This is a genomic window from Aestuariivirga sp. (assembly GCF_044239095.1).
Lineage (GTDB): Bacteria > Pseudomonadota > Alphaproteobacteria > Rhizobiales > Aestuariivirgaceae > Aestuariivirga.
In genome coordinates this window covers 1-12,368 of sequence record NZ_JBIICB010000115.1, presented here as the reverse complement: position 1 = coordinate 12,368, position 12,368 = coordinate 1, and the positions used below count along the sequence as shown (strand labels likewise).

Genomic DNA, 12,368 nt, shown 5'->3' with positions numbered 1-12,368 from the left:
CACCTTCTCCCATCGCGTTGCGACGGGAGAAGGGAAACATCAGCACGAGTCCCTTCTCCCGTCCGGAGGATGGGAGAAGGTGGCGCGACCAAGCCGGATGAGGGCTCTTTCAGGCGGCGCGGCTGGTGGTGGGGCTGTTGCGGCGGAGTGAGAATTCCCTGATGAGACTGTTCAGCATTTCCGACTGATGGTTCAGGTTCTCTGTCGCGGCCGACGTTTCCTCCACCATGGCGGCATTTTGCTGGGTGGTCACATCGAGGTGCCGCAGTGCGGTGTTAACCTCCGACAGGCTCCCGGACTGCTCCTCGGCAACCTTGACAATGTTGGAGATCGTGGTGCTGACCTCGCTGACGCGCACGACGATCTGCGCGAGGGCAGCGCCTGTGGCCTCAACCAGTTCAACACCCTTGCTCACTTCGCTGGTCGAACTCGAGATGAGCTTCTTGATGTCCTGGGCGGCGGCCGTCGAACGCTGGGCGAGCGCACGCACCTCGGAGGCGACGACTGCAAAGCCGCGCCCGGTTTCACCTGCGCGCGCCGCCTCAACACCGGCATTCAGCGCCAGCAGGTTGGTCTGGAAGGAAATCTCATCAATGACGGAGATGATCTGGGTGATCTGGTTCGACGCGTTCTCGATCCGGCGGATCGCGTCGATGGTGCGGGTCACGACTTCACTGCCAACGTCAGCCTCCTGCTGGGCAAGGCTGACGGCCTTGCGCGCGCTGCGCGCTTCCGAGGCGGTCTCCATGACGGTGCGCGTGATCTGCTCGAGTGCTGCGGTGGTTTCCTCCAGGCTTGCGGCCTGTGTCTCCGTCCGGCGGGACAGGTCGGTGGATGCCGCGCTGATCTCTCCTGCACCCGAGGAAATCGTGCTGGAGGATTGCGCCACAGTCTCGACGACGCTTTCGAGCTGCAGCACGGCGGAGTTGAAGTCCTCGCGGACCGCGACGAAGGCGTGAGGAAGATCATCCTCTATCCGGAACGACAGGTCCTTGCGGGCAAGCCGCCCCAACGCATGGGAGAGAATGGAAATGAGCTGGTCACTGTCAACCTGACTCCTGCGGCTCATGCGTTCAGCCTCCTGCGCCCGCTCCATCGACTGGCTCAGACTGTCGAGGAGACTGCAGATCATCAGGCTTATCGCCACCAGGGCGCTCGCCTCGATCACCAGCACGACGGCATGAACCAGCACGCGGCCGAAATCCGACTCGCCCGGATAGATCGCCGCCACATAAAAGAAGTTAAGGCCGAGATGATGCACGGCAACCGTCGCGGTGGCAGCCAGAATGACGCGCCAGTCAATGTAGCTGACCAGAACAGCGAGCATGGCGAAGTAATACATATGCATGTCCGTCTGCCATGGATGGCCGGCGAGTGCTGCAACGGCAAGCGAGATCTGCACCATCAGCCCCACGGCCGCCACAAGCCGCCCCGGGGTGCGGACTGGCGCCGAAAAGAGCAGCAGGGTGGATATGGCAGCCACCGCGAGGGCGGCGCCGGTCAGCGTGGTCCAGCCGACGCCAACAAACATGCAGACGCCATAGATCAGCGGCACGTGAAACCACAAGGCCACCAGCGTGATCCGGTCCGTCAGAAGCCGCTGCTGCTCAATACCGAACGTCAAATTCCTTCTCCTTGTGCTGATGAACATCCAAGACGGGCGGACACATTGAACCGAAGCCACTCGCCGTGGGTTTTCGCCGGATGACTGTCAACGGGAACCAGAATGATGTTGGGCAAGCCACCGGGCGCCAGGATAGGACCACCCTCTGCAGCAGCCAGAAAGCTTTGCTCGGCGCTCCACCAGGGTGGATAGACCAGGGCCACGGCGGTGCGCCCGCCGCCGCCCAGGGTGGTTGCCGAAACAGAAATGGCAGCAAATATGGTCACGGCCAACAGAGGCAGAAGAAGTTCGTTGCTCATTTGGGCCGCCAGCTATGCATGACTGCGGATGTCCTCGCGCTTGTGGCCAGGTTTTTCCGAACATCGCATGAGGGCATTGCGCGAAACTGGACAACGCGCCAACGGGCCTGACAGACAGAGGCCTTCATCCCGCCTACCAGCAACACGCGTCGTGTGAAACCGGCGCAGGGTTTGGGGGCGGGACTCGGCGGAAAGAGGCCCTCATCCGCCCTTCGGGCACCTTCTCCCATCGCGTTGCGACGGGAGAAGGGGAAGTTATTGAGACCTGCGTTCCCTTCTCCCGTCCGAAGGATGGGAGAAGGTGGCCGAAGGCCGGATGAGGGCCCTTTCAGGCGGCGGGACTCGTGGAGAGAGGCCCTCATCCGCCCTTCGGGCACCTTCTCCCGTCGCGGCGCGGTGGGAGAAGGGGATAGGGGGCAAGCAGGTTTGAGGCAGAGGCGTGTTGTGTGTCACCTCTGGCTCAGTGTGGAGGGCGATATCTCGCGGATGAGCTTGCGGCGAAGGGCGCTTGAATAGTCGGAGATGGCGTTGATTTCGATGACGAAGGCACCAGGGCCGGTGATCACCTGCTTTTCGAAATAGGACTTCAGATCTGGCTCGTCGTTGGTGATGACCAGTGCGTTGATCGTCACCTCCGCGGCGGTTGCCCTGGCGCGGATGTTCCGGAGCGAGGGAGCCAGCCGGCGCTTGCGGGGAATGAAAGTGTCAGCACCGTCACCCGATACGTTGATCACGGACCGGTATGCACAGCCAACCGTTTCAAGCTTGTCGAGAGCGGCGGACAGGCCGTTGCTGAGGCCGGTGCTGCCGAGGACCTGCCGCGGCATGGTTTCGACGGCCGCCACGAGCAGCTTGGCATCCTCGGGCTTGCCGATGCGAATAAAGCCGGTTTGCTGAACCGGCCATTCGGCATCGCCCCAGTACAGGACAGCGGCGGCCACGAGGCCCGCGCGGTCAATGGCCTGGAGCACATCGGGGCTGGAGAAGGCGGAAACGATTGCTTGCCGCTGCAAGGCGAACTCCTCCGGATTGATGCTGCCGGAACCATCAACCGCGAGGACCAGCGCAAGGTCGACACAGTCTGCCGCCCGCGCGGGTGACGGCGCGGCCAGGGTGACGGCCAATGCGAGGACGGCGATGGGCCGGAGCAGGCCCTTAACAATCGGAAGTAGACTAACCATGATGGTTTTCTCCCAGCTTGCAGTTGCCGCACGCCCGGCATGGAGCGTGTGGCGGGAGTATCGAATATCCACCGTGATTTTATCGTCAGCTGAGGGGTAATGCGGCGGAGCCTCTCTGCCCTTGCCGCGTGCTTACTTGAACAGGATCAGGCTCACGGCCAGCGCGGCCATGCCGGTGACGATGCCGTAGACGGTTTCATGGCCTTTGGAATAGCGCTTGGCGGTGGGGAGCAACTCGTCCAGCGCGAGGAAGACCATGGCGCCCGCGATCATGCCGAAGACGATGGCAAAGACATTGGGGGTGAGGAAGGGCGCGAGGATGGCATAGCCGATGAGCGCGCCCACGGGCTCTGCCAGGGCGGAGAGGCAGGTGGCCAGCAGGGCCTTCTTCTTGCTGCCGGTCGCATAGTAGACGGGAATGGCGATCGACACGCCCTCGGGGATGTTGTGGATGGCAATCGCCGCTGCCAGCGGGATGCCGACCACCGGGTTCTCCAGCGTCGCCAGGAAGGTGGCGAGGCCTTCTGGCAGGTTGTGGGCGGTGATGGCGAAGGCCGCGAGCAGCCCGACGCGCTTGATGTGAGCCTCATCGCCGTTCGACGACGAGATGGCGCCATGCGGATTGGGGATCGACCGGTCGAGCAGGATCAGCAGCAGGGCGCCCGCGAAGAAGGACAGCGTGGCATAGATATAGGCCGACTTCGGATCATGCAGCGAGGCGAAGCTCGTCTCCGCCTTCCAGAAGATCTCGACGAGGGAGACATAGACCATGGCGCCGCCCGCGAAGGCGAGGCCGAAGGCCAGAAGCCTGGGGCTCGGCTCCTTCGAGAAGATGACGAAGAGGCTGCCGAGCACGGTCGACAACGCCGCTGCCGCGCAGACTGCGAGCGCCACGAGCACATTGCTTCCGACAAGCCAGTCCATTCCCGCCATTCCCCTGTTTTCCGGTGATATAAAAGCGCCGGCTGCGGGGTTTCAACCCAACTCTTTGTCAGGAAGCGGAATGAAATCCTGATCGTCGCCGGGCACGATGCCGAAGCGGGCATGTTTCCAGTCGTCCTTGGCGGCTTCGATGCGGTCCTTGGAAGAGGACACGAAGTTCCACCAGATGTGGCGGGGGCCGTCCATCGGCTCGCCGCCCAAGAGCATGACGCGGGCGTTGGTTCTGGCATTGAGCGTGATGGCATCGCCGGGGCGGAAGACGAGCAGGCGGCCGGCCGCGAAGTGCTGGCCTGCGACGCCGATCTCGCCTTCGGCGATGTAGATGCCGCGCTCCTCATGCTCCACGGGGAGCGGGAGTGCGGCGCCCGCCAGCATCTGCACGTCGGCGTAGAGGAGTCCGGAATGGGTCTTCACCGGAGAGGTGGCGCCGTAGAGTGTTCCGGCGATGACGCGGACGGAGATGCCATGGTCCTCGATGAGGGGGAGTTGGGCCGCCGCCACATGCTCGAAGGCGGGGGCGGTTTCCTCATGCTGCTTCGGGAGCGCCACCCAGCTCTGGATGCCGAAGACCTTGCGCGCGCGCGCCAGATCGGGCGCTGCCGTGCGCTCGGAGTGGACGATGCCCTTGCCCGCCGTCATCCAGTTGAGTTCGCCCGGTGCGATGGACTGCGCGCTCCCCAGGCTGTCACGATGATAGATGGCGCCGTCGAAGAGCCAGGTGACGGTGGAGAGACCGATGTGCGGATGCGGACGGACGTCAACGCCCTGCCCCGGCTTCATCAGCACCGGGCCGAACTGGTCAAAGAAGATGAAGGGTCCGACCATCTGCCTGCCCGCCGCAGGCAGCGCACGGCGGACCTCGAAATTGCCCAGGTCACGCGCGCGGGGCACGATGACCATGTCGATCGAATCCGCCGCGGCGGCGTCACCCGGCATGGGATCAGGGATGTGGGGCAGGCTCATGCTGCGACGTCCTTTCCGCCGATGTTCAAGGCTGGAATTCGAGGTTTATATGTAGCGGGAGTGGTTACGGTTCAAGGGGTGGCGTGCCGTGTGGAAAGAGGCCCTCATCCGGCCTTCGGGCACCTTCGGGAAACCTCACAACGAGTCCCTTCTCCCGTCCGGAGGATGGGAGAAGGTGGCCGAAGGCCGGATGAGGGCCTCTTTCAGGCGGCAAGACTCGTGGAGACAGGCCCTCATCCGCCCTTCGGGCACCTTCTCCCATCGCGATGCGACGGGAGAAGGGAAACCTCACAACGAGTCCCTTCTCCCGTCCGGAGGATGGGAGAAGGTGGCCGAAGGCCGGATGAGGGCTCTTTCAGGCGGCAAGGCTCGCGGAGAGAAGCCCTCATCCGCCCTTTGGGCACCTTCTCCCATCGCGTTGCGACGGGAGAAGGGAAGCCTCACCACGAGTCCCTTCTCCCGTCCGGAGGATGGGAGAAGGTGGCCGGCAGGCCGGATGAGGGCTTTTTCAGGCGGCGGGACTCGCGGAGAAAGGCCCTCATCCGCCCTTCGGGCACCTTCTCCCATCGCGATGCGACGGGAGAAGGGAAAACTCACCACGAGTCCCTTCTCCCGTCCGGAGGATGGGAGAAGGTGGCCGAAGGCCGGATGAGGGCCTCCTTCGGGCGGCAAGACTCGCGGAGAGAGGCCCTCATCCGCCCTTCGGGCACCTTCTCCCATCGCGTTGCGACGGGAGAAGGGGAACATCAACTTACAGCTTGTCCAGAAACACTTTCGACTGCCGCGCGATCTCAGCCTTGCGCTCCGCATCCATCTTGGCCAGCGTGCGGTAGGGCATGGCCATGCGGGGGTTGGACTTCAACTTCGCCTCGTTGCGGATGAGGAAATCCCAGTAGAGGTAGTTGAAGGGGCAGGCCTTGGGGCCGAGTTTCACGGCAGGATCATAGCGGCAGTGGCTGCAGTAATCCGACATGCGGTCGATATAAGCGCCGGATGCGGCATAGGGTTTCGATGCCATGACGCCGCCATCGGCGAAGAGCGCCATGCCGTGGGTGTTGGGGAGTTCCACCCACTCGAAGGCATCCGCATAAACGAGGAGGTACCAGGCTTCGACTTCCTTGGGCGACAGGCCCGCAAGCAGTGCGAAATTGCCGGTGACCATGAGGCGCTGGATGTGGTGGGCGTAGGCGTGGCGCTTGGTGTCGCCGATCGACTGGGCGAGACAGTTCATCTCCGTCTTGCCCGTCCAATAGAAATCGGGGAGCGGGCGGTGGGCTTCGAGTGCGTTGGTCTCCGCATAGTCCGGCATCTTCAGCCAATAGAGGCCGCGCACATATTCGCGCCAGCCGAGGATCTGGCGGATGAAGCCTTCAACCGCGTTCAAGGGTGCGTGGCCTTGGCTCCACGCCTGCTCCGCGCGTTCGCAGATCTCGCGCGGGGTGATGAGGCCGATGTTGAGATAGGGCGAGATGATGGAGTGGTAGAGGAAGACGTTGCCCTGCTTCATCGCGTCCTGATAGTCGCCGAAATTCGGAAGACAGGCGGTGATGAAATGGTCGAGGGCTTCCAGCGCATCCTCACGCGTGACGGCCCAGCCGAAGGGTTCGAGATCGCCGAAGTGACCGGGGAAGCGCTGCTGCACCATGGCCATCACCTCCGCCGTGATGGCATCGGGTTCGAAGCGCTGGCGCTTCGGGGGTGTCACGTCCTTCGGCAGGGACTTGCGGTTGTCATGGTCGAAGTTCCACTGGCCGCCTGTGGGCTCGTCACCCTCCATGAGGAGGCCCGAGGCGCGGCGCATGTCGCGGTAGAAGAACTCCATGCGGAGCTGCTTGCGGCCGCGGGCCCAGGCGGCGAATGTGGCAGGGCTAGCGAAGAAGCGGTCGTCGGTGAGGATCTCCGCGCCCCAATTTTTCATCATCTCCTGCACGCGCCATTCGCCGGGTTCGGTGACGATGATGCGCGATGGTGAGTGGCGGGCGATGGCGCGCTGGACTTCGCTGGTGAAGGAGCCTGTGTTGGCGGGATCATCGAGGCGGATGTAATCGACGGCGAGGCCATCGGCGCGCAGCTCATCTGCGAAGTGGCGCATGGCGGAGAAGATCAGCGTGAGCTTCTGCTTGTGGTGGCGGACGTAGGTCGCCTCCTCCGCCACCTCCATCATCAGCACGGTGTCACCGGGCTGATGATCGCGCAGCGATGAGATGCCGCGCGTGAGCTGGTCGCCCAGCACGATGCGGAGCGTTGTCATTTCGCCTGCTGCTTCAGCGTGGCGCGGCAGCGGTCGGAGCAGGTTTTCACATTCTCCCAGTCGCGTGCCCACTTCTTGCGCCAGGTGAAGGGCTTGCCGCAGCAGGCGCAGGGCTTGGACGGGAGCTGGTCCTTCTTGACGCCGCGCGGCATGGGGCTAGCCCTTGGTGCGCAGGCTTGAGCGGCCGCCGTCAACGCAGATCACCTGCCCCGTGATCCAGGATGCTTCGGGCGCAAGCAGGAATGCGGCGGCGGCGGCGATGTCGTCCGGTTCACCGAGGCGCTGCAGGGCGTGCAAGCTTGCGATGGCGGTGGCCATCTGCTCACTCGAGGTCAGCGCGGCGGCGAGCGGGGTTTTGGTGAGCGACGGGGCCACGCAGTTGACGCGGATCTTGGGCGCGAGTTCGGCGGCGAGCGACAGCATGAGGCCTTCAACCGCTCCCTTCGAAAGACCGATCGAGGCGTGGTTGGCGAAGCCCTGCTGCACAGCGACGGTGGAGAAGAACACGACGCTTGAGGGCGTGGCATTGGCCTTGAGGGCGGGGAGTGCGGCCTGCACGGCGCGGAGCGCGCCCAGCGCGTTGAGGGTGAAGTCATGCTCCACATCCTCATCCGTGATGCGCGAGACGGGCTTCAGGTTGATGGTGCCGACGCAATAAGCGAGGCCCGCGACGGTGGGCCCTGCGGCCTTGACCGCCGCCTCAAGCTCAGCGCGGTTGGACACATCCGCCACGGCGGAGGTGCCGCCGATCTCTGCGGTGAGTGCCGCGAGCTTCGCCGCGTCACGGCCGATGGCGTGAATGGTGTGGCCTGCGGATGCAAGCTTGCGGGACAAGGCAGAGCCGATGCCGCCGGTGGCGCCGATAACGATGAATGTGTGTGACATGCCCATTATACGGCGCGTGGGGGCGGCTGGTTCAGGACATGCGAAACCTCAATACCGTCATTCCGGCGAAGGCCGGAATCCAGCTATGGACGCCAGAAGCTGGACCCCGGCCTTCGCCGGGGTGACGAAATTGGGGTGGTATCTCAGTCGCGCGTGAGGTCGGGCGGTGCGGCCTCGTTCTTCAGGGCAGAGATGACGGCCTCCAGGCTCATCGGGGTCTGGTTCTGCGAGCCGAGGCGGCGGACGCCGACGGGCGTGTTCACCATCCTGCAGAAGGACAAGAACCACCACTCCTCGACCTATAATGATGCGCCCATGCCGAACATGAACCGGCTGACGTGGTCGGGCGTGGCGCTGCATGCGGGCAAGCTGCCGGGCTATCCGGCATCGCACGGCTGCGTGCGCCTGCCGCTGGAATTCTCCAAGCTGCTGTTCACCGTGACCCATGTGGGCACCGCCGTGATCATCGCCGATGCGCACAGCGCGCCCGCAGACGTCAACCACCCTGGCCTCGTGCTGTCGGACAATGCGGAACGCGAAATCAGCGAGGCAGAGGCGAAGCTCAAGAACGCCAAGGCGCATAAGCCGGACAACGCAGACGCCGTCGCGGTTTCGGTGATCGTGAGTAGCGCCGACAAGACCATCACCATTCTCGAGAATGGCGACACGGTGATTTCCGGCAAGGCAACGCTGACCCCCGAGGACCAGCCGCTCGGCCAGCACGTGTTCATCCTCAGCGCGGCGGGCGGCGGCGGCATGGCGTGGCATGCCATTTCCCACGGGTCCACGGCGGAGCCCGACACCGCCGTGATCAACCGCATCCGCGCGGAGCCCGATGTGGTGAACGCGATGAAGCAGCGCATGCACATCGGCCTCGTGCTGGTGACGACGGACCTGCCGTCGACGCCGGATACGCGCACGGGGGAGGATTTTGTGGTCCTCAATCAGGATGAGACGTCGTAGGGTGAGTGACTCGCGGTGAGAGGCCCTCATCCGGCCTGTCGGCCACCTTCTCCCATCCTGCGGACGGGAGAAGGGACTCGTGGTGGGGTTGCCGTCGCTTGTTTGAAGGAAGGGATGGCGGGTGTGTGACTTGCGGTGAGAGGCCCTCATCCGGCCTTTCGGCCACCTTCTCCCATCGCGTTGCGACGGGAGAAGGGAAACCTCACCACGAATCCCTTCGCCCGTTGCGAAGCAATGGGAGAAGGTGGCCGAAGGCCGGATGAGGGCTCTTTGTCAGTCGCGCGTGAGGTCGGGCGGTGTGGCCTCGTCCTTCAGGGACGAGAGCACGGCGTCGAGGGACATCGGGGTCTGGTTCTGCGAGCCGAGGCGGCGGACGTTCACGGCGCGTTCGTCCATCTCGCGTTTGCCGACGACGAGGATGACAGGGACCTTGCCGACCGAGTGTTCGCGGACTTTGTAGTTGATCTTCTCGTTGCGGAGGTCGGCCTCTGCGCGCAGGCCCGCCTTCTTCAGCATGTCGCGGACTTCGAGCGCGTAAGGATCGCTGTCGGACGTGATGGTGGCGACCACCACCTGGGTGGGTGCGAGCCAGAGGGGGAAGTGGCCGGCGAAATGCTCGATGAGGATGCCGAGGAAACGCTCCATCGAGCCGCAGATGGCGCGGTGGATCATCACCGGGACCTTCTTCTCGCCGTCGGCACCGATATAGAAGGCGCCGAAGCGTTCGGGCAGGTTGAAGTCCACCTGGGTGGTGCCGCACTGCCAGTCACGGCCGATCGCATCGCGCAGCACATATTCGAACTTGGGGCCGTAGAAGGCGCCCTCGCCCGGGTTGACCGCGGTCTTGATCTTGCCGCCGGAATCCGCCGCGATCTGTTCCAAGACCTTGGACATGATGCTTTCAGCGCGGTCCCATGCCTCGTCACTCCCGACGCGCTTTTCAGGGCGGGTGGAGAGTTTCACCACGATCTGCTCGAAGCCGAAGTCCTTGTAGGTGGAGAGGATGAGGTCGTTGATCTTGAGGCACTCGTCCTTCATCTGCTCTTCGGTGCAGAAGATGTGCGCGTCATCCTGCGTGAAGCCGCGCACGCGCATGAGGCCGTGGAGGGCTCCTGACGGCTCATAGCGGTGGACGTTGCCGAATTCGGCCAAGCGCAAGGGCAGTTCGCGATAGGAACGAAGTCCGTGCTTGAAGATCTGCACGTGGCCGGGGCAGTTCATCGGCTTGATGGCGAAGACCTGGTCGTCCTCCGTCGTCTCGCCAGCGGAGGTGGCGGCGAACATCGCTTCCTTGTACCAGCCCCAGTGGCCCGAGGTTTCCCACAGCGACTTGTCAAGGAGCTGCGGCGCATTCACCTCGTCATAATCGAGCTTGGCCAGGCGGCGGCGCATGTAGGCGATCAATTGCTGGAACATGGTCCAGCCCTTGGCGTGCCAGAAGACGACGCCGGGGCCTTCTTCCTGGAAATGGAACAGGTCCATCTCGCGGCCGAGCTTGCGGTGGTCGCGCTTCTCGGCCTCTTCCAATGCGTGGAGATAGGCTTTCAGATCATTCTCGCTGGCCCAGGCAGTGCCGTAGATGCGGGTCAGCATCGGGTTCTTGGAATCGCCGCGCCAATAGGCGCCCGCGACCTTCATGAGCTTGAAGGCGGTGCCGATCTTGCCCGTCGACGTCATGTGGGGTCCACGGCAGAGATCGGTCCAGCCGCCCTGGTCATAGAACTTGATGTCCTGGTCGCCGGGGATCGCGTCCACCAGCTCGACCTTGAAGAGCTCGCCCTTGGCGCGGAAGAAGTCCTTCGCCTCCTCGCGGCTCTTCGTCGTCTTGGTGAAGGGCTTGTCGCGCTGGATGATCTCCCGCATCTTCTTTTCGATTGCCGCGAAATCCTCCGTCGTGAAGGGCTCGTTGCGGAAGAAGTCGTAATAGAAGCCATTCTCGATGACGGGGCCGATCGTCACCTGGGTTCCGGGGAAGAGCTCCTGCACGGCTTCTGCCAGCACATGGGCACAGTCATGGCGGATGAGCTCAAGGGCTTCCGCATCATCACGCGTCACGATGCGCAGCGTTGAATCGGTGGTGATGGGATCGGCGAGATCCACCAGCGTGCCGTTGACCACGACAGCGATGGCCTTTTTCTCCAGCGATTTCGAAATGGATGCCGCCACGTCGCGGGCGGAAACCCCGGCATCAACCTGGCGGCTGGCGCCATCGGGGAAGGTCAAGGTGATCATGTCTCATCCTCCTGCTCACTCCCGCCAACGGGTGCGGGTAAGCGATATCAATCAATACTAGCCGGGGTTTAGTGGGCGGGTTGCCATGGGTCAAGTTGATGTTTCGGGCGTATTTTCCTCTTGAGGTTGGTAACCCGGGATTAACGTTAAGATTGCATAGTCCTCCCATAACGACCTGCAAACATCCGATGGAGGCTTTCTTGAGACGTTCCCTTTTGCTTTTCGCACTGCTGGCCGGCACCGCTGCCGGAGTAGCCCCCGCCGCCGCAGCCGACAACGGCATGCCGCCGGAGTTCCGCTCCTCGGACTTCGAGGTCTATGTCGGCGCCTTCGGCGGGGCCAACATGATGCAGAGCACCTATCAGCAGTCCGAAGGGGTTGATCCGCCCTTCGGCTATCTCGACGGCAATCTGGCCGCCTATGGCGTGCGGGCGGGCGTGGACTATAACACGGACAGCTGGGTGATCGGCGCGGTGGCGGACTGGTCCTTCGGCGCTGGCGCCAAGATCGCGCGCGATGCCGCAAACTCGTCCGAACTCGACATGCCGAACCTCGCCACCATCCGCGCCCGCGCCGGCTATGCCGCGGGCAGTGCGTTGTTCTACATCACCGGCGGCTTCGCCACGGCTGAGATGTCCTTCGAGATCGACGACGAGGTCACGGGCCTCCGCGGCAGCGACAATGACTGGGCCGAAGGATGGACCATAGGTGCGGGCGTCGACGTCGACGTGACGCAGAACGTCTCAGTGGGGGTGGAGTATCTCTACCTGTCACTCGACGACATGAAATATGAGATAAGCGACGACGCGGGTACCGTGACCTTCGAGCAAGATCTGGAGACGATGCATACGATCCGGCTCGGCGTGAACTACGCCTTCAGCATCTGAACCCGCCATCACTCGCGCGCGTTCCGACCAGGTGGAATCACCTGGTCGAAAAGAACTCGCGCAAGTTCAATGGCTTGAGCATGATCTTTTCGCAAAAGTGGTTTCCACTTTTGCGGATCATGCTCTCGCGCGCGTTCCGAC

General features: G+C 63.4%; 12 protein-coding genes. 2 read left to right on the top strand and 10 right to left on the bottom strand.

Annotated features, from left to right (window positions below; genetic code table 11):
* Nucleotides 1-109: 109 nt before the first annotated feature.
* The 9 genes from ACILRA_RS11890 to ACILRA_RS11850 form a co-directional block, all read right to left on the bottom strand.
* A complete protein-coding gene (locus ACILRA_RS11890) occupies nucleotides 110-1,624 on the bottom strand; it encodes a methyl-accepting chemotaxis protein (protein ID WP_395662314.1) in 1,515 nt (504 codons plus the stop codon).
* The gene (locus ACILRA_RS11885; RefSeq protein ID WP_395662313.1) at nucleotides 1,621-1,923 is read right to left on the bottom strand and encodes a hypothetical protein; all 303 of its coding nucleotides are present in this window, start codon (nucleotides 1,921-1,923) and stop codon (nucleotides 1,621-1,623) included. The genes ACILRA_RS11890 and ACILRA_RS11885 overlap by 4 nt, the downstream gene beginning before the upstream one ends.
* Before the next feature lie 449 nt (nucleotides 1,924-2,372).
* Nucleotides 2,373-3,104, bottom strand: a complete 732-nt coding sequence (locus ACILRA_RS11880) for a DUF1194 domain-containing protein (protein WP_395662312.1) — start codon at nucleotides 3,102-3,104, stop codon at nucleotides 2,373-2,375.
* 132 nt (nucleotides 3,105-3,236) lie between these two features.
* On the bottom strand, nucleotides 3,237-4,028 hold the full coding sequence (gene zupT / locus ACILRA_RS11875) for a zinc transporter ZupT (protein WP_395662311.1): 792 nt from the start codon (nucleotides 4,026-4,028) through the stop codon (nucleotides 3,237-3,239).
* A 51-nt stretch (nucleotides 4,029-4,079) separates the two neighbouring features.
* Entirely contained in the window at nucleotides 4,080-5,009 is a 930-nt protein-coding gene (locus ACILRA_RS11870; protein ID WP_395662310.1) for a pirin family protein, read from the bottom strand.
* A 751-nt stretch (nucleotides 5,010-5,760) separates the two neighbouring features.
* Nucleotides 5,761-7,260 (bottom strand): cryptochrome/photolyase family protein, encoded by a 1,500-nt coding sequence (locus ACILRA_RS11865; RefSeq protein ID WP_395662309.1) that lies wholly within the window; start codon nucleotides 7,258-7,260, stop codon nucleotides 5,761-5,763.
* On the bottom strand, nucleotides 7,257-7,412 hold the full coding sequence (locus tag ACILRA_RS11860) for a DUF2256 domain-containing protein (protein WP_395662308.1): 156 nt from the start codon (nucleotides 7,410-7,412) through the stop codon (nucleotides 7,257-7,259). The genes ACILRA_RS11865 and ACILRA_RS11860 overlap by 4 nt, the downstream gene beginning before the upstream one ends.
* Nucleotides 7,413-7,416: 4 nt before the next feature.
* The gene (locus ACILRA_RS11855) at nucleotides 7,417-8,145 is read right to left on the bottom strand and encodes an SDR family NAD(P)-dependent oxidoreductase (protein WP_395662307.1); all 729 of its coding nucleotides are present in this window, start codon (nucleotides 8,143-8,145) and stop codon (nucleotides 7,417-7,419) included.
* 143 nt (nucleotides 8,146-8,288) lie between these two features.
* Nucleotides 8,289-8,426: a hypothetical protein gene (locus ACILRA_RS11850; protein WP_395662306.1), complete on the bottom strand. Its 138-nt coding sequence runs from the start codon at nucleotides 8,424-8,426 to the stop codon at nucleotides 8,289-8,291.
* Here ACILRA_RS11850 and ACILRA_RS11845 point away from each other — a divergent pair.
* Nucleotides 8,401-9,108: a L,D-transpeptidase family protein gene (locus ACILRA_RS11845; RefSeq protein ID WP_395662305.1), complete on the top strand. Its 708-nt coding sequence runs from the start codon at nucleotides 8,401-8,403 to the stop codon at nucleotides 9,106-9,108. The genes ACILRA_RS11850 and ACILRA_RS11845 overlap by 26 nt on opposite strands.
* Before the next feature lie 273 nt (nucleotides 9,109-9,381).
* On the opposite strand, the gene thrS is transcribed toward ACILRA_RS11845, so the two are convergent.
* Nucleotides 9,382-11,340: a threonine--tRNA ligase gene (thrS, locus tag ACILRA_RS11840; RefSeq protein WP_395662304.1), complete on the bottom strand. Its 1,959-nt coding sequence runs from the start codon at nucleotides 11,338-11,340 to the stop codon at nucleotides 9,382-9,384.
* A gap of 200 nt (nucleotides 11,341-11,540) precedes the next feature.
* Here thrS and ACILRA_RS11835 point away from each other — a divergent pair, with 200 nt between their 5' ends.
* Nucleotides 11,541-12,227: an outer membrane protein gene (locus ACILRA_RS11835; protein WP_395662303.1), complete on the top strand. Its 687-nt coding sequence runs from the start codon at nucleotides 11,541-11,543 to the stop codon at nucleotides 12,225-12,227.
* Nucleotides 12,228-12,368: the final 141 nt, after the last annotated feature.

Coding starts and splice junctions, on each gene's coding strand:
- ACILRA_RS11885 (WP_395662313.1), bottom strand. CDS start 1,923: ATGAGCAACGAACTTCTTCTGCCTCTGTTGGCCGTGACCATATTTGCT.
- ACILRA_RS11880 (WP_395662312.1), bottom strand. CDS start 3,104: ATGGTTAGTCTACTTCCGATTGTTAAGGGCCTGCTCCGGCCCATCGCC.
- zupT (WP_395662311.1), bottom strand. CDS start 4,028: ATGGACTGGCTTGTCGGAAGCAATGTGCTCGTGGCGCTCGCAGTCTGC.
- ACILRA_RS11870 (WP_395662310.1), bottom strand. CDS start 5,009: ATGAGCCTGCCCCACATCCCTGATCCCATGCCGGGTGACGCCGCCGCG.
- ACILRA_RS11865 (WP_395662309.1), bottom strand. CDS start 7,260: ATGACAACGCTCCGCATCGTGCTGGGCGACCAGCTCACGCGCGGCATC.
- ACILRA_RS11860 (WP_395662308.1), bottom strand. CDS start 7,412: ATGCCGCGCGGCGTCAAGAAGGACCAGCTCCCGTCCAAGCCCTGCGCC.
- ACILRA_RS11855 (WP_395662307.1), bottom strand. CDS start 8,145: ATGTCACACACATTCATCGTTATCGGCGCCACCGGCGGCATCGGCTCT.
- thrS (WP_395662304.1), bottom strand. CDS start 11,340: ATGATCACCTTGACCTTCCCCGATGGCGCCAGCCGCCAGGTTGATGCC.